15 protein-coding genes and 1 pseudogene are annotated in these 16,979 nt (G+C 51.1%); 9 read left to right on the plus strand and 7 right to left on the minus strand.

The window, feature by feature from the left end; genetic code table 11:
* Positions 1-127 precede the first annotated feature (127 nt).
* Positions 128-568 carry a GNAT family N-acetyltransferase gene (locus DEU53_RS10435; protein ID WP_101761092.1) on the minus strand — a complete coding sequence of 147 codons (441 nt, stop codon included), beginning with the start codon at positions 566-568 and terminating at the stop codon, positions 128-130.
* Between the two features lie 298 nt (positions 569-866).
* Between DEU53_RS10435 and DEU53_RS10445 the strand changes: the two genes are divergently transcribed.
* Both DEU53_RS10445 and DEU53_RS10450 read left to right on the plus strand, forming a co-directional pair.
* On the plus strand, positions 867-1,523 hold the full coding sequence (locus DEU53_RS10445) for a hypothetical protein (protein ID WP_110866994.1): 657 nt from the start codon (positions 867-869) through the stop codon (positions 1,521-1,523).
* A gap of 522 nt (positions 1,524-2,045) precedes the next feature.
* On the plus strand, positions 2,046-2,741 hold the full coding sequence (locus DEU53_RS10450; protein ID WP_101761095.1) for a helix-turn-helix domain-containing protein: 696 nt from the start codon (positions 2,046-2,048) through the stop codon (positions 2,739-2,741).
* Here DEU53_RS10450 and DEU53_RS10455 read toward each other — a convergent pair.
* From DEU53_RS10455 to DEU53_RS10475, 5 genes are read right to left on the minus strand one after another with little or no spacing between them, the layout of a single operon-like run.
* A complete protein-coding gene (locus DEU53_RS10455; RefSeq protein ID WP_101761096.1) occupies positions 2,718-3,314 on the minus strand; it encodes a 2-dehydro-3-deoxyphosphogluconate aldolase in 597 nt (198 codons plus the stop codon). The genes DEU53_RS10450 and DEU53_RS10455 overlap by 24 nt on opposite strands.
* A complete protein-coding gene (locus DEU53_RS10460) occupies positions 3,304-4,200 on the minus strand; it encodes a 2-dehydro-3-deoxygalactonokinase (RefSeq protein WP_110866995.1) in 897 nt (298 codons plus the stop codon). The genes DEU53_RS10455 and DEU53_RS10460 overlap by 11 nt, the downstream gene beginning before the upstream one ends.
* Positions 4,197-5,093 carry a dihydrodipicolinate synthase family protein gene (locus tag DEU53_RS10465; RefSeq protein ID WP_110866996.1) on the minus strand — a complete coding sequence of 299 codons (897 nt, stop codon included), beginning with the start codon at positions 5,091-5,093 and terminating at the stop codon, positions 4,197-4,199. The genes DEU53_RS10460 and DEU53_RS10465 overlap by 4 nt, the downstream gene beginning before the upstream one ends.
* Positions 5,087-6,250 (minus strand): mandelate racemase/muconate lactonizing enzyme family protein, encoded by a 1,164-nt coding sequence (locus tag DEU53_RS10470; protein WP_110866997.1) that lies wholly within the window; start codon positions 6,248-6,250, stop codon positions 5,087-5,089. Before DEU53_RS10470 ends, DEU53_RS10465 begins: the two co-directional genes overlap by 7 nt.
* Positions 6,251-6,267: 17 nt before the next feature.
* A complete protein-coding gene (locus tag DEU53_RS10475; protein WP_199559708.1) occupies positions 6,268-7,509 on the minus strand; it encodes an MFS transporter in 1,242 nt (413 codons plus the stop codon).
* Positions 7,510-8,113: 604 nt separating this feature from the next.
* Here DEU53_RS10475 and DEU53_RS10485 point away from each other — a divergent pair.
* Positions 8,114-9,130 (plus strand): annotated as a pseudogene (locus DEU53_RS10485) (CitMHS family transporter).
* A gap of 181 nt (positions 9,131-9,311) precedes the next feature.
* On the opposite strand, the gene DEU53_RS10490 reads toward DEU53_RS10485, so the two are convergent.
* Complete coding sequence (locus tag DEU53_RS10490) at positions 9,312-9,749, minus strand: VOC family protein (RefSeq protein ID WP_101761763.1); 438 nt, start codon at positions 9,747-9,749, stop codon at positions 9,312-9,314.
* Between the two features lie 798 nt (positions 9,750-10,547).
* On the opposite strand from DEU53_RS10490, the gene DEU53_RS10495 reads away from it, so the two are divergent.
* The 6 genes from DEU53_RS10495 to DEU53_RS10520 all read left to right on the plus strand — a co-directional run bounded on the left by DEU53_RS10495 (position 10,548) and on the right by DEU53_RS10520 (position 16,908).
* Positions 10,548-11,795 (plus strand): extracellular solute-binding protein, encoded by a 1,248-nt coding sequence (locus DEU53_RS10495; RefSeq protein WP_110866998.1) that lies wholly within the window; start codon positions 10,548-10,550, stop codon positions 11,793-11,795.
* 9 nt (positions 11,796-11,804) lie between these two features.
* Complete coding sequence (locus DEU53_RS10500; protein ID WP_064739811.1) at positions 11,805-12,713, plus strand: carbohydrate ABC transporter permease; 909 nt, start codon at positions 11,805-11,807, stop codon at positions 12,711-12,713.
* Complete coding sequence (locus tag DEU53_RS10505) at positions 12,703-13,542, plus strand: carbohydrate ABC transporter permease (RefSeq protein WP_110866999.1); 840 nt, start codon at positions 12,703-12,705, stop codon at positions 13,540-13,542. The genes DEU53_RS10500 and DEU53_RS10505 overlap by 11 nt, the downstream gene beginning before the upstream one ends.
* The gene (locus tag DEU53_RS10510; RefSeq protein ID WP_110867232.1) at positions 13,542-14,486 is read left to right on the plus strand and encodes a carbohydrate kinase family protein; all 945 of its coding nucleotides are present in this window, start codon (positions 13,542-13,544) and stop codon (positions 14,484-14,486) included. The genes DEU53_RS10505 and DEU53_RS10510 overlap by 1 nt, the downstream gene beginning before the upstream one ends.
* Before the next feature lie 3 nt (positions 14,487-14,489).
* Entirely contained in the window at positions 14,490-15,575 is a 1,086-nt protein-coding gene (locus DEU53_RS10515) for an ABC transporter ATP-binding protein (protein WP_110867000.1), read from the plus strand.
* Between the two features lie 256 nt (positions 15,576-15,831).
* Entirely contained in the window at positions 15,832-16,908 is a 1,077-nt protein-coding gene (locus tag DEU53_RS10520; RefSeq protein ID WP_110867001.1) for a glycosyltransferase family 9 protein, read from the plus strand.
* Positions 16,909-16,979 lie beyond the last annotated feature (71 nt).

The following is a 16,979-nucleotide window of genomic DNA, read 5'->3' on the forward strand; positions in this document are numbered from 1 at the left end:
GACAGCTCAACGAAAGACCGAGAAAAACGTTAGACTATGAATCACCCGCAGAGCGTTTTAACCAATGTGTTGCATCCATCAGTTGAACTCACAGCCAGAAGCGGACATCGATTAAAATTGCTGTGAATTAAACGCCACGAGATTTCTCTAATTTGATGTCAGTGCCATTGAGATCTGTTTCATTACCCCAACCGAGCTGCATATAAAATTTCGCCGCTCGACTATTTTTATCGGTTTCCAACCAGGCAATCTCATGATGTTGGAATAACTCCTGCTCAGCTAGCCTAACAAGCCTGCGACCTATTCCTTTGCCTTCATATTCAGGCAGAACAAAGGCTGCAAACAGACAGCCTTCATCCGGCAAAATCATGGAGAAGCCAATAATTTTGTTATTTTCAGTCGCAACCCATGCGCAAAGACTTTTTTCAATCATATCGCCTACGACGCCTTCGGTAATACCCATCTGCCGCATCTCTTCACGACTCAGGTGATTCTCCATTACCGATGTTCTGACGTCGAACATACCCTCGATATCAGAGAGTTGAGCTGTTCTTACGTAGATACTCATTAGTCTAACTCCATGTATGACAAAATAATTTTCATAATAATGTCAAAATAAAATCAACGGAATATAAAGTTTAAGGTAGCTAATTATGTCCGCTGTTCGCTCATAGCGGATTTCCCGAGGTTGCAGCGACCTATGCGCAGCCGATACTTTGTCTAACTGCATGCGGATGAAGGGATTACCGTGGTGGTGTACAGTTAAATTTTCTTTCCGTGACGACTGTTCCTCAACCTCGCCTTTTGCTAGCCTATGCGGCTGGACTGCTTCCAGCCGCATTAGCGTTACCGGTTGAGGAGTTTCCATGTCGCCTTTCAACAAACACCGCCCCTTCATTTCCCTTTCTCGTCGTCAGCGTCGTAAAAAAGTCATCGAGCTTAAAAACCGTATCTATCGTGAACGTCAGCGTTGTGGCGGGTTGTTCTATGATGATTGCGATATTCAATACTACAAAGATAACCCTGACCATACTTGGGCATGGAGTGATATCTATTTTGTCGGCCGCGATCCCGCCGATCTCTGGAATGCTGAAATCATCACGGCTAAGTTGGCGTTTCAAGATGCGGTACATGATCGCGCATTCAATGAAACCTGGGCGATGCTCAGTCAGCAGGAACAAGAAGAAGAGGCGCGATATGAAACAACTCCCAATGTGAATAGCAAAGGCAAAATCGTTAGCCGTACCTTTCTGCACCGAGAAAAACAGGCTTATGCGATTTTTGGTGGGCTGACATTTTGGCAGTTTGTTGAGAAGCGTGAGCAGGAAATAGGACAAGATGAACAGCAGGATGTATGTTGTAGTTATCAATTTCTGCCGGGGTTCGCATATGGACATGGGCTACGGATGGTTGTTGATGCTGAGGCGCTGAGTGTGCCAGTTATTGAGGCGGCGATTGGGGATTTTTTGAAAAGAGTGAGTGGCGTGCCTAGGGGACAGCGATTTATAAGTGGGAGGATTTAAGATGCGGGTGTCCATTAATTAGGTAATAAGAGGGAGTTAATCTTTATCACCCTCCCATATTATTATTTCCCAGTGGATTTACTAGGTTTTAATCCTGGAGTATTTCCGGGAGTATCTTTGTTGTCACGCCGACGCTGATCAGGCTTTCCTGTCGATTTAGCTATTGGTTTTGGACCAGGTTTAAGACCCACGATATTTATCCTTCTAATTTAAGAGGGGCTGCCCTCCTATTCGGTTTTATGGCATAGCTCAAAAAATAACAAGAGGATTAATACGTCACATGCCAGTTAAATTATTATTTTTGATCAGTGTCATTTTATGGCATGTAGCGGGCTTTCGAATGGAGCATTATTCACCATTTGCTATACGGTTCTAACTAATATTGATGAGCCGGGGTTGTTAACCTGGTTATCCCTCTTAATGCTTTCTTCTTACGTGTATCACAATCTCTTTATGAATTCATATCACGCTGAAACAATAGGATTTATCATTTTCAAACCATAGTTATCAATGAGGCCATCTATGAACAGCACAGTATACGATGCTTTCCGCTGCCTGAACTTACTTGCGACAGCGACTCGTCCGCATGGAATTCGTGAAATGGGACGGGAGCTTGGACTGGATTCAGCTAAGGTTACGCGATTGATACAGACCTTGCTGACATTGGATATGGTACAGCGCGATGCCAACCGCAAATACAGTTTAGGTATCGGTATCCACCGCTTGTCGGCTCACGCGATTCACAATTCAGCATTTTACAATGCGGTAATGGACTTACTTGAAGAGAGCGGGAATCACGCCATCTCCATCGTGATCGGTGTTCTAAGTGGAAATAAGGTGGTCTATTTGATTCATACCCGCGGCGGAAAGAGTATTGCGCGTGCCATAGGCAATTATGAGTCCTATCCGGTCCATGATTCGGTGATCGGCATTAAGCTTCTATCAGCGATGAGCGACGAAGAGATTATCAGCCAGATTGGTATCCACGATTATCAACTGCTGAGAAATGATATTGACGAGTCGCGTCGGCATCAGGTGTTTGCCAAAAATTTTGGTGCGGGAGATTACCGTCTGGCATGTAATATTCCCGGCATGCAGGCAGCGATCGCACTATCGAATATCAGCAGTGAAAAAATGGATATTGAGAGCTTACGTTTGTACCTTACGTCGGCAGCGAAGAAAATTAGCGGAGAATCACTGCCGATGCTGCAGCAGTAACTCGCAACGAGCAGCTGTCTCAGACACGAGCTGCCCGGTTTTATATAGCGTAGAACCCAGTCCCACACTGTCGTAATAACGCAGGAACTCAGCTGCATTCTCCACCCCTACCCCGCCCACGGCTGAAAAGCTTACGGGCTGAGAGAGTGGACCTTTCACCAGTTGAGGGTAATTTTTCGGTAGCGAACAGGCCGGAAAAACTTTCATCACATCCACTCCCAGATCGATTGCAGTGAATATTTCACTCGGCGAAAACACCCCCGCGTACACTACAAGTCCATATAGTTTAGCCTGCGCAATCACAGCCGGGTTTAAATTAGGAGTCAGAATAAAATCCGCAGCGGCTGCAAAACTGCGCTGCACCTGATCTTCTGTGGTGACAGTTCCCACGCCAAGCTGGATATCATTCCCAAAGCGATGGCGGACTTGTCGCAGGCTGATTTCCCAGTTAGGTGAATTGGTAGTGATTTCTATACGATGAATGCCCTGCTCAACCAGGCAGGCAATATGCGGCACTGCGTCTTCTGGCGTTATCCCGCGGAGGATAGCGATGATTTGCTGATTATCCACCATAACTAAATACCCCATTTAATCCGGCAATGATTGCGTCTTCAGCAGCTAAGAGTTCATAACGACGATGCAAAACCTCACATGCCAACTGGTAATGTGGCAAAAGCATTTCACTACCAATAAAGCATACCGTTTTATTGCCGCCAGGGTGTCCGCATGCAACTTCGTATCCAATGAGCAATCCGGAAAGCCAGGAAGCGGCCTGTTCCTGAGCCAAAGCACCAAGAATATAACGGCCCCGGCAGCGAAACAGTTCCGTCACCAGTTCAACTTTATCATGCACCACTGATAGCGCGGTTTCGACACCCGCCTGAAAAGCGGCCGGTGAGTGAACTTGCTCCGGCAACCCTTTACCCACCACGGATTGATTGAGTAACAAATGATAAAGTTCGCCAGTCATCAAGGTCTGCATCTCAGTGACCTGCTGCTGCGAGCGTTCAACCCACAGCCATTTGCTGTGAGTGCCGACGGCGGCGAATGTGGAGGCATCAGAAAGCGTGAGCGCACCCGCCAGTTGCATCTCTTCACCACGGCAGATCTCATTCACTCGTTTATCGCAAATACCGGGCCGTATGGTCAGCGGATTTGGCAGAATACCCGGCAGTTCCAGGCCTTTACCCAGCAGTTGCGAAAAACTAAGTGGCATATTGAGGTAACCGGCGTCAGCAATACCGATATTGCTGCCAATCATGCCGCAGAGCAGCACGGGTATTTGTTCATCGTAAGCATCCTCTAGCCGATGCAGCTGCTGCTTTAAAATCTCATGCAACGCTGAGCGCTGGCACTTGCCGACGCCGCAGCTGTCTTGCACAGATTTAATCACTACGCCATCGCGCACGCTGAGGGCGCGAAAGTTGCTGGTACCCCAATCCACCGCGATATAGTTCATGGAAGTCCTCCTAACACGGCGAGAGGCAGGAAATCCGTGATCTCTTTCAATTCCCGACGCGTGGCGTCATCCAGACTTTTCGCCGGCTCACGTACATAATCGCTGGCAAAAATCCCTGCCTGATGCAGCACTGTTTTATGTATGGCTACCCCGATCCCCGGTTGCACTCCATAGCGCAGGAAAGGTAGATAGCGATAAAACAGCGCTTGCGCTTCCTGACGATCTTGCTGCCATGCCGCCAGGATGGCATTAATCACGTCCGGGAATTCGCAAGCAGGCATGGTGCCCGTTACACCACGGCATAACTCCTCAAAGAGGAAACCTGCGTTCAAGCCGCCAAACAGGCCTACGCTATCTCCAATCGCCTGTTTTAACGCAGTGATTTTCAACGTCGTCGGCGGTTGTTCCACTTTGATATACCTGATGGCAGGAAAGTCCTGACACAAACGCACCAGCGTTGATACGGGAATGTTAACGCCCGTCATCAGAGGCGCGTCCTGGATCATGATATCGATTTCGCAGGCCTGGCATATGTCTCGCCAGAAGTGATAGATCTCCTCCGGATCGGGCTTAACCACCGAAGGCGGATTGACCATCGCCACCTGAGCTCCCCAGCGATGCACCCTGTTGATGTCTTCAATGGCAACAGCGGATGAAGCACCGCCAGCAGCAGCCACCAGCGGTAAATCCCCCACCAGCTTTTTGACGCAAAAGAACAGGATCTGCTTTTCATCCTGCGTTAAGGCGTAGCCTTCGGAAGCATTGCCAAACAATGCAAGACCATCAATGCCTTGTTGCAGCAGAAATTTCACCAGACGTTCAATGGATGCCAAATCCAGCTGGCCCTGCTCATCAAATGCCGTGGCGAGAATGGGTATGTTACCTTTTAACATGCAGCCTCCATCATCACGTCGCGCACGCGATCTTCATCAATTTCAATGCCTAACCCTGCGCCCTGCGGCAGGTGATACTCACCGCGTTCGCAAATCAGTGGCTGCTTGAGCAGTTGATTAGCGAGGGCAAAAACTGGCGGCTGATATTCGAGCATAAACAGGTTGGGTATGGCGGCGGCAACATGGATCGACGCGGCGATGCAAGGACCTAGACCCACGCTTAAATGCGGTGCCACACGTAAATTCCATGTCTCGGCCAGCGACGCGATATGCATCAGCTCGCTAATGCCGGTTCTGCCGACATCGGGCTGAAGGATATCTGCAGCGCGCTGTTCAATCACCGCTTTGAATTGATAACGCGTACGCTCGGTTTCACCTAACGCAATGCTGACCGCACTTTTGGCACGCAATTCGCAGTGGCCGACGATATCTTCTGGCAGCAGTGGTGCTTCGAGAAAGCCGACGCCCAGCGCGTGCAGTTGCGCTGCTAAATCAGTAGCGTCTGCCACACCGTAATTCCAGTGCGCATCAATGAAGACTTGCGCCTCATCGCCGAGCGTTTCACGAATGGCTCGAATATTTTTAATGTCTTCTCGCACGCCGTAGCCCAGAGCTAACTTAACGGCATTAAAGCCTTTCTCCTGCCATTGCCTGGCGAGGCGGCTGCGGCTTTCAATATCAGGCTCAGGTAAACCCGAGACATAGCAAGGGATCACATCGCGAAAGGCACCGCCGAGTAGTTGATGGACCGGAAGACCAAGAATTTTTCCCTTGAGATCCCACAATGCGATATCCACACCTGCAATAGCGTCGATATGATAACCACCGGTATGTCCACGATCGCGCATGGAGTCATACATCCTTGAGTTGAGCACGCCGCCAGAGAATGGCGATTCCCCTATCAACAATGGCGCGAACAGCTGCTTAATCAGTTCTGCGATCACCTGAGGCACCACGGGCGCCAGGGCTTCTCCCCACCCTACATGCCCTTCGCTACTGGTAATTTTCACCAGGCAGGTTTCCATCTTGCGTGAGTAGACGCAGCGGTATTCTGGACGATAGTAATAATCCGGGCCGGTTCCGTCCGGCTTACCGCCGAGGTAGGCATGCTCCGGGGTGATTTTGAGTGGGAAACATTCCACTTTCGTTATGTGCATAAAGGCTCCAGTTTCCGTTAATTCAACACTTTTCCGGCAGTTTCTTTTGCAAACCACACTGCAATGAATGAAATTAGCGCGGTGATCATCACGTACCAGGCGGGTGACAGCGGATCTCCCGTTAAGGAGATCAGGCTGGCGGATGCCAGGGGTGTTACACCGCCAAACACCGCCACAGTCAGGTTGTAGGACATCGCGATGCCGCCATAGCGAATCGCTGTGGGGAACAGTTCGACCATTGCTGCGCCACAGCCACCGTTAAACAACGCAACACACACACCCAATACACTCATTGCCGCGATAGAGCTGCCCACCGATCCCTGTGTCATTAGCAGCATGGCGGGATAGGTCAACAGGATGAAACCAGCGCATGCCACCAGCATCAGCGGCCGTCGTCCCCATCTATCAGACAAGTAGCCCGTGATTGGCATGCAAATAGCGACGCTCAGTAAGCCCAGCGTGGTGATGAGATAAGAATCAGTACGGCTGTAGTGCAGATGCGTAGACAAATAGCCGGGCATAAAGGATTGCAGCACCCAGCTGCTGACCGCTTTGATCACGACGAAACCGGTACAAAACAGCAACGCCGACAATGAGGTTTTCAAGGCAGTGCGCAGTGGCGATTTTTCGATTTTGCCGGTGGCTTTTAACTTGTGAAATTCAGCCGAATCTTCCATGTTGCGGCGCATATATAACCCACCCAATCCGAGCGGTGCTGCGAGCAGGAAAGGAATGCGCCATCCCCAGTCATTCATTGCCGTCTCACCCAACCAATAGGTCAACAGCAGCACCAGTCCAGAGCCGCAAACAAACGCCATGAAACTGAAGTTCTCACTCCAGCAGGTAAGCGTGGCGCGACGATGCGGCTCAGCGCTTTCTGCCAGATAGGTAATTACGCCGGAACTCTCACCACCTGCGGCGAATCCTTGTACTAATCGAGTCATCACCAACAGCACCGGTGCGACAATTCCCACCTGATGCCAGGTCGGCAGAATGCCCATCACAAATGTAGATATTGAGGTGATGACAATTACCGTCACCAACACTTTGCGTCGTCCCAGACGATCGCCCATGGAACCGAAAAAGAAGCCGCCCAGCGGACGCATTAAAAAGCCGGATCCAAATACAGCAAAAGATTTCAGAAGTGCGGTAGCAGGGTCAGAACTGACAAAGAAGTTGCTAGCAATAATCGCCGCCAGGGTGCCGTATAAGCCAAAATCGAACCACTCGATAAAATGACCAATCCCGGCCGCCATCATGATTTTGGCAGTACGCTTTGGCGGATTATTGGTTTTTGTCGCCACGTACTCACCGCCATACTGACGGGTTGAATTCTCCATACGACCTCCAGAGGGTAAATGTCGCGCCATAGGAAGGCGCGTCATGTCTTGGAAGTTAGCGTATGAATTTTGATGAGATATTGCGCCGGCGATGAGAGATAGCGTGAAGCCAATCAAAGAACAAATCCGGCAATTGCTTCACATAGTGAAGCAGAGAAGAGATCCCTTACAAAGCGCCTAATGTAAGCCGGGTTTATAGTTATCAGACCAAGCCATTACGTATAATCCCAAAGCTTTGCCTATGCTGCCGGTGGTTTTATTCAATGCGTATATTTCATGTCAGTCCACCAAAAAACCGAATCGAAACATATGGTGTCAGCACATATCTCCTCGTCATTGAAACAGCGCTAAACGAGCTATCCTTCCATAAGGAGGAACAACCTATGTGCGGAAGATTCACACAGTTCCAGAACAGAGATACCTATTTTGATGCCCTTAGTGTAGCTGATGGTGACTACATCCATGATCCTGAACCTATCGGGAGGCCGGGCTTTTTGATCCTTTTATCCGTCTCATTGTTCGTATTGTAAAAGGCGATCCGCTTAAAGTGATGATCGGCACTGCTATCCTTGGTATCAGCGTGGCGCTCGACGGCGATGGTGCCACCACCTATCTCATCTGTACGGCAGCACTTCTTCAACTGTATCGTCGGCTGGGAATAAAGCTTCAGTACATGGCCACCGTACTGCTGCTTTCAATCGGCGTAATGAACATGCTCCCGTAGGGAGGACCAACAGCGCGCGCTGCCAGCGCCATGAAGGTAGACGTTGGAGAGCTCTTTATGCTGCTTCTGCCCATTATGATCTGTGGCCTTGCCTGGGTAGTGCTGGTTGCCGTTATTTTTGGACTGCGCGAACGTCGCCGGCTTGGGGTGATTAAAATCGATCTGAGTGAAGAGACCGGGCAGCTTACATCTGTAACTAATTATCGTTATCTCTTTAATTCAGCGCTGACCATTGCCCTACTGGTTATGTTAATTCTGGGCATGCTTCCTATGGCAACACTGTTTATGATCGCCTTTGCAGTGGCGATGCTAGTGAATTTCCCTAACCTGAAGCATCAGAAGGAGCTCCTTGCCAAACATGCAGAGAACGTGCTTGCCATTGTTTCTCTCATTTTTGCAGCAGGAATTTTTACCGGCATCCTGTCCGGAACAGGTATGGTAGATGCCATGTCTAACAGTCTTGTAAATTCACTGCCAGCCTCAGCCGGCCCCTGGCTCGGCATCCTCACGGCGCTGATCAGCATGCCGTTCACCTTCTTCATGACAAACGATGCGTTCTATTTTGGCGTTTTACCCATTCTTGCGCAGACAGCGACAAGCTACGGAATCTCGCCTATGCAGATGGCCGTTGCTTCACTGATTGGACAACCTGTTCATCTTCTCAGCCCGCTTGTTGCGTCAACTTACCTTCTTGTCGGCATTCTTAATCTGGATTACGGGCTGAATCAGCGCGCAAGCCTTAAATGGGCGGTGGGGACAGTATTGTGCATGCTGTCAGGCGCCATCGTGCTTGGCACATTACCGCTACACAACTGATCTATACACGTTAATTAATTCGCTGTGATTTAACGCTGCCCTTATTAATTATAAGGGCAGCGTTAATGTACGCTTTTCGCTAAAAACAGAAATTGGCCTGGCGTCGTCCACTCTTTTCCCTAAGCGGGCTTTGCAAACATCACGGTTTAATTAAAGGATAACAGCTAATAATATGTGGGTCTCATTGGCTGCGTTCCATCAATTCAAGCGTCTGACCATCAGGACTTTGTAAATATATTACTCTGGTACCCTGCATGGGTCCTGACGACACTGTTTGAGGTTTACCCGGCGTCTTCCAACCGTAGTCCGATACTTTGCCTAAGAGCGTATCAAGATCCTCAACCATAAAAGCAAGGTGAGCGTAGCCTGGGATATAGGGCGCTGAAGGTTCTTCTGGCTGCTCAATGTTATTGTATTGGAGTAATTCAATTTGGATATCAGCCAGTTCAAGCAAAGCCATCCGTACATCAGCTCCCCTTGCACCTGTAACCTCATCGATTATAGGCCCAGACATTTTTCCTTCACGTAATAATTTACCGCCAAGAATCTGAGTCCAGAATAATAATGAGTCTTCAATATTTTTAACTGAAAAACCAACGTGATTGACACTTAAGATCATGTGATTACCTACTGAGTTTTGAAAGTCCATCAGCCAACTATATAAAAAGAATGCTTTATTTCTACACCATAAATGCGTGAACGTTTTACAAGCCTGCATCCTTTATCGATAAATTGCGAATATCCTCTTTCGCTCAAAGCGGTCTCTAATTTCCAATCGCGCAAAGGGGCTGCAGCGATTCAGTGAAGCACTTTTATGTTGAAAGAGAGCATACGGTAGGAACATTTGAGGATAAGCAGAATGCTACTGGAAAAGCTCAGGTTGCTTTAAGTTCGGAGGAAGGACAGTGAAATCTGGTTTTTCACCAGGGAACGCCAGCAGCACATGGTGCTTAGGTTCAAGATGCGGTGTTATGCTTGATGTGACAGAACTACCTAAGCCGTCATCATTTTGACGTCCGCTTCTGGCTGTATTATCAGCCGAAAATCTCATCCTAACCAGCTACTGATAACGGCATTTCGCCGTTAAGAGATGCGCTTTCATGCAGCAAGCCCCAACGCAACTGCACCTAAACAATGCATTCGGCAAAAAGCTGATCGGCACTTTTCACAACTGTCCTCCTTTTTAAAACCACATGAATATCTATGATCGGCCACACATTTTACAATCTGTTTACCTGACAGCGGCGAAAATCTGTGCAAAGTAGTGTCCAGCGGCAAACGAGATTTATGCCCTGGCACGTCAATTGCTTCAGCTAACCAATGTCAGCCGCAGCAACCTGACAACCTGTGCGCGTTATTAAATCCATCAAATTGATTTAATAAAACACCCTCTTTTTGCATCAAGGCGGAAAACACCATGAAAATCCGATTCAACCCAGTCATAAAAGGATGTTCTGCAGCGGTTCTGTTAGCCAGCGTAGGCAGCGCGGCAGCGGCAACCACGTTGAATGCATTGTTTATGACGCAGGCGGCTTATAGCGAAAATGATATCCGCGCCATGACGCAGGCATTTCAGAAAACGCACCCAGAGGTGCAGGTTAATCTTGAGTTTGTGCCGTACGAAGCGCTGCATGACAAAATTGTTGCGGCGCGTGGCGCGGGCGGTAACGGCTACGATGTGGTGCTGTTCGATGCCATCTGGCCGGCAGAATTCACTAAGTTCGATCTGTTGCAGGACGTCAGCAGCCGCATCAGCGCTGATGAAAAAGGACAGATTTTCCCCGGCGCAATGAACACCGTTGAGTTCAAAGGCAAAACCCTCGGCATGCCGTGGATCCTCGATACCAAATATCTCTATTACAACAAAGCGATGCTGGAAAAAGCCGGTATCACCACCCCGCCGCAAACCTGGCAGCAGGTGATGGATGACGCGCGCATCATCAAGCAGAAAAACATCGTGAAATATCCGCTGGTGTGGAGCTGGTCGCAGGCGGAAGCGCTGGTGTGCGATTACACCACGCTGGTATCAGGTTTCGGTGGCAAGTTCTATAACAACGACAAACTCGATTTCTCCTCCCCGGCCTCGTTGCAAGCGGTGAAGCTGATGAAAAGCTCGCTGGATGAAGGCTTGAGCAATCCGGCTTCACGCGAATATCTGGAAGAGGATGTGCGTAAAGCCTTCTCCAATGGCGATGCGGCTTTCGCGCTCAACTGGACCTACATGTACAACATGGCCAACGATCCTAAACAAAGTAAGGTCGCCGGCCAGGTGGGCATCGTTCCCGCGCCAGGCGATGCGCCGGGCAAATTCGGTGCGGTAAACGGTTCGATGGGCCTTGGCATCACTAAAGGCAGCACGCATGCGGATCAGGCATGGCAATACATCCGCTACATGACTTCACAGCCGGTACAGAACCAATACGCCACGCTGAGTCTGCCGATCTGGAAAAGCTCGTATCAGGATCCGGCGGTGCTGAAAAACCAGGAAAGCCTGATCGCGGCGGCGGATAAGTCGCTTAACGTGATGCTGTCGCGTCCGGAAACGGCTGACTATTCGCGTCTCTCCAACACGCTGCAGCAGCAGTTGCAGCAGGTGCTGGTGGGCAGTGCAACGCCAGATGCCGCGCTGCAAGCGGTAGATAAGAGTGCGGCGCGTCTGCGCTAAGGGGCAACAATGCTGAGTTTGCGTCAACGCGAACAACGGCAGGCATGGGTGCTGCTGGCACCCATGTTGTTGGTGATGCTGTTGCTCACCGCATGGCCGCTGTTACGCACCATCTGGCTGAGTTTCACCGATGCCGCCCTGATCGGCAGCGGTGAAGCGCCGGGCTGGATTGGCTTTGAAAATTATCTGTTCGCCATCACCGATGCGGATTTCCGCAGTTCGCTGTGGCGCACGCTCTATTTCACCGTGGTGTCGGTGGCAATTGAAGGCGTGATCGGCGTGCTGGTAGCGCTGTTGCTGAACCAGAAATTCGCCGGTCGCAACGTGCTGCGCGTGCTGGTGATTTTGCCATGGGCGCTGCCGACCATCGTTAACGCCATGATGTGGCGTCTGAATTTCAACCCGGATTACGGCAGCATCAACGCCCTGCTGACGCAGTTAGGGATCATTGATGGCTATCGCAGCTGGCTGGGTTCGCCGGATTCGGCGCTCAACGCGGTGATGTTCGCCGATATCTGGAAAAACTATCCGCTGGTGACCTTACTGGTGCTGGCGGCGCTGCAATCGATCCCCGACGATCTGTTCGAAGCCGCACGGCTGGATGGCGCATCGGCGTGGCGGCGTTTTCGTGCTATCACCTTCCCGGCGATTGTTGGCCCGCTCAGCGTGGCGCTGGTGCTGCGCACCATCGACGCCTTCAAAATTTTCGACATTATCTACGTAATGACACGCGGCGGTCCGGTCGATAGCACCAAAACCCTGAGTTTCTACGTGTATCAGGAGTCGTTTAGCTACCTGCGTGCCGGCAGTGGCGCGGCCTACGCGATGTTGATGACCTTGCTGTGCGCGGTGCTGATCACGCTTTACATGTTGTTACTGTGGCGCCAGCGCCGCAAAGGAAGCGCTCATGAAGGTTAAATTGCGCCATGTCGGTAAATACGCCGCCGCGCTGCTGGTGGCGTTCTCAGTGTTAGCGCCGATGGGCTGGCTGTTTTTGATGAGCGTCAGCGCCGCCAGCGATCTCACCCGCGTACCGCTGGAGTGGCTGCCGCGCCAGTGGGATTTCACCCGCTACGGCAAGCTGCTGTCGCTGGCGCCGGGCCAGCCGGGCGTACTGTTTCTGCATGCACTCGGCAACAGCCTTTTAGTCGCCACCGGCGCGACAATCATCTGCTTACTGCTGGCCATTCCGGCAGCGTTCAGCTTCTCGCGCTACCGCGGGCGCGACGGCTGGCTGTTTGCCTCGCTTGCCATCTATATGGTGCCGCCGGTGGCATTCGTGTTGCCGCTCTACTTCCTGTTGCAGCAGTTCGATCTGCTCAACACGCGGCCCGGATTGATCATTGTTTACTGCTCGCTGATTCTGCCGTTCCTTACCTGGATGCTGAAAAACCAGTTCGATACGCTGCCGCAGGATATTGAGCAGGCGGCGCGGCTTGACGGCCTGCGCGTCTGGCAAGTGCTGTTACGCATTACGCTGCCGCTGGCGAAGCCGGTGTTGGGGGCCGCCGCACTGTTTGGCTGGCTGCTGGCGTGGGACGAATTTTTCTATGCGCTGCTGTTTACCAGCAATATCGCCGCACAAACCTTACCGGTCACCATTGCCGGATTTACCGCCGGACGCGCCACCGATGATGGCTTAATCGCTGCCGTTGGCATTCTGGCGTCGGTGCCACCGCTGTTTATTGCCATCTGGCTGCAGAAGACGCTGGTTAGCGGCCTTGCCAGTGGCGGGAGCAAAGGATGATGGAGCAGAAACTCACCGCCACGCTGTATGTGGTGGGTAACATTAATGTCGATTTGATCATGGGCACGCTGGATAACTGGCCGCAGCGCGGTACTGAAGTGATGCTGAATCACAGCGAATTGCGTCCTGGCGGCTCGGCGGGCAACTGCGCGCTGGCGCTGGAAGCGATGCAGGTGCGCCATCGCGCGGTCGCCAATCAGGGCAATGATGGCCTGAGCGCCTGGCTGGCGAGTCATTTTCCGCACAGCGCTGCGCACTGGACGCGCTACAGCTGCGAAACCTCGCTTACCGTTGGCGTGACGCATTCGGATCACGAACGCTCTTTCCTGAGTAATCTCGGCCATATCGTGCAACTCACCGCGCAGGATGTGCTGGATCAACTGCCGGCTACCGCGTCTGACGGCGATATCGTGCTGCTGTGCGGCACCTTTTTGTGTCTGCATCTGTATGACGATTATCCGGCGCTGCTCGCCGAGTTACAGCAGCGCGGCTTTGTCACCGCCGTCGATACCGGCTGGCCGCCGCAGGGCTGGACAAACGAAGTGCGTCAGCAGGTCACGCATTGGCTGCCGCTGTGCGACTGGCTGCTGCTCAATGAAGTGGAAACGCTGGGATTGGCGGCGTCAGACGACTTGCCCGCCAGCGCGCAAATGCTGGCGCAACAGCTGAGCGGACGCGGCGGCTGCGTGGTGAAATGTGGCCCGCATGGCGCGCGCTGCTGGCAGGCAGATAACTCAGTAAGTCAGCCTGCACGTCCTGTCACGGTGGTGGATACCATCGGCGCGGGCGACAGTTTCAACGCCGGATTTCTCACCGCCCTGCTGCATCAGCAAGATCTCACCACGGCTTTGCAATGGGGGATTTCGGTGGCGTCACTGGCTATTAGCACCTTGCCGCGTCGTTATCCCGACTGGCATCAACTGCAACTTTCCCAGGAGTTTTAAATTATGGCCAGTGTTGAACTCGTAAAAGTGGCCAAACGCTACGCAAAACAGTCGGTGCTGCATCCGCTCGATCTCACCATTCCTGACGGCAGTTTTACCGTGCTGGTTGGCCCATCCGGCTGCGGAAAATCGACGCTGTTGCGCTTGCTGGCCGGGTTGGAGAGCTTGTCAGATGGCGCGATCCTGATGGACAAAGTGCAAATCAACGACCGCGATCCAGCCGATCGCGATATCGCCATGGTGTTTCAGAGCTATGCGCTCTATCCGCACTTAACCGTGGCGGAGAATCTGGCGTTCCACATGCAGGTGAAGAAGGTGAAGCGCGAGGAGCAGCACACTAAAATTGCGCGTATCGCCGGAATTCTTGGCATCGATAAGCTGCTGCAACGCTATCCGCGTGCACTGTCAGGCGGACAGCGTCAACGCGTGGCGATGGGCCGCGCGATGGTGCGAAATCCCAAAGTGTTCCTGTTCGATGAGCCGCTGTCGAACCTCGATGCGCAGCTGCGTATGGAGCTACGCGCCGAGATCAAATCGCTGCATCAGCGTTTCAAAACCACCATGGTTTATGTGACGCACGATCAGGTTGAGGCGATGACGCTGGCCGATCAAATTGTGGTGATGAAGGATGGCCGCATCGTGCAGCAAGGCGCGCCGCTGGCGATTTACGACCGTCCGGCGGATACCTTTGTCGCACGCTTTATCGGCTCACCGCCGATGAACCTGTTACCGGCACAGCTGATCGCCCGCGATGGCGTGCCCGGCGTGCAGTGCCAGGATCTGTGGCAGCCGTTGCCCGCGCGTTGGCAAGCGGCGGCGCGCGAACGTGCTGGCGCAGCCGTGACGCTCGGGGTGCGCCCGCACGATCTGCTAGAAGCCAGCAACAACGCCGCAGCGTTCGTGAGAGTGGTGGAGATCACCGGCGAATCCACATTGTTGCATCTCGAATGGCACGGTCAGCCGTTGCATATGCAGATTGCCGGTCGCCACACGGCGCTGAGCGGCGAGAGCATTATGCTCGGCTTCAACCCCGAGAAGATTCATCTGTTTGATGCGGAGACGGGATTAAGGTTGGTTGAGTCGCTTTAAGTCGGTGCTCAGGCCAGAAAAGGCCCTTAAGATTGTCATTGCTGTTTAGGGGGCGCATGAGCATCCTATTCGCCCAATCGTTAGTTTCCGTATTGGAGTGCGTACATTGCGCTGAATAGGATGTTCTCGTGAGCTGTCAGAAAGATTTTTTTTAATCACTGAAAACGGTAACATAGGTATCCAATGATCATCCTTGCCGCATCGTTTCATCTTTTAAATTTTTCAATGTGGCCTTTTCATATGTGCGGGTATTGTTATGCGGTTCCTGAAAACGATTAATAGAAATAAAAACAACCTGCTTAGAAAAATAAAAAAAACAGTGTTGTTGTGCCTTATCCGAACTATACGAACCCGAGATGCTTTTGAACCTGTTAAAGCGCGTAAGATATTGATTCTTCGCCTCGACGACAAAATTGGTGACATGGTCGTAACTACGGGAACGGCATTCAAACTAGCAGAGAAAGGCTACAGAGTTTCAGTGCTTACCGGCCCGGTATGCGGACAACTGCTAAAAAATTGCGACTATCTTGATCAGGTTATTCAATATAAAAATCGGATGTCACTTGACCTGTTACACTCTCAGAAATTTGATGTTGTCATCGATTTTGACGATGTCCAGGATTATGAACGTCTGAAGTTGGCATGGCTGATGAGACGTAGCCACCATGTTGGCTTTAATAAAAATCTTCCGGGTATTTATAATGCATCCATCCGTTATCTTGATGCCGAGAAGCATATCACTGAACGCCATAAGCGGGTGCTGGCACTGTTCAATATCCACGAAACCTCATTTCATTATCAACTCGGGCGCTGTGTTAAAGAACAAAACAGAGTCAAGAATGCCCTTCGAATTACACATAGCGATATTGTCGTTTCTGTGAATCCTTTCTCTGGCGCCACGGATAAAGATTTCTCCGAAGAACAGGTCATCTCTCTCATCTACTTTATTCACTCGATTAATCCGGAGATAAAAGTTGTGGTAATCGGGCAGAGCAACAAAGTACGTTCATTCAGTGCGCATGGTGCTTTAATTGTGTCAGAAAGTACCATAAATACCGCAGTTGAAATTGTTCGCATATCCGATGCGGTGGTGAGTACGGATACTTCCATCGTCCACATTGCTAACGCGCTAAATCGTCCACTAGTGGCACTTTATAATAAGAGGAAGCTCAAGGATACCGGCTTGATCGGCTATAAAACCTGGGCACCAAATTATCCTCAGGGTAATCAGATAGTGGTTGAAAATGATTACATTAGTCATTGTTCAATCAACACAATTTTTCCGGCAGTTGAGACTGCAATCCGGGCAGCAAGTATGCTTAAGCTCCCGTAAACACTTTCATCATCTCTAATGAAAAAAAGCCACCCAACATTGGGTGGCGAAATATAGTTAATCACATGCAT

Origin of the sequence: Pantoea sp. AG1095 (genome assembly GCF_003208415.1) — a bacterium.
GTDB lineage: Bacteria > Pseudomonadota > Gammaproteobacteria > Enterobacterales > Enterobacteriaceae > Pantoea > Pantoea leporis.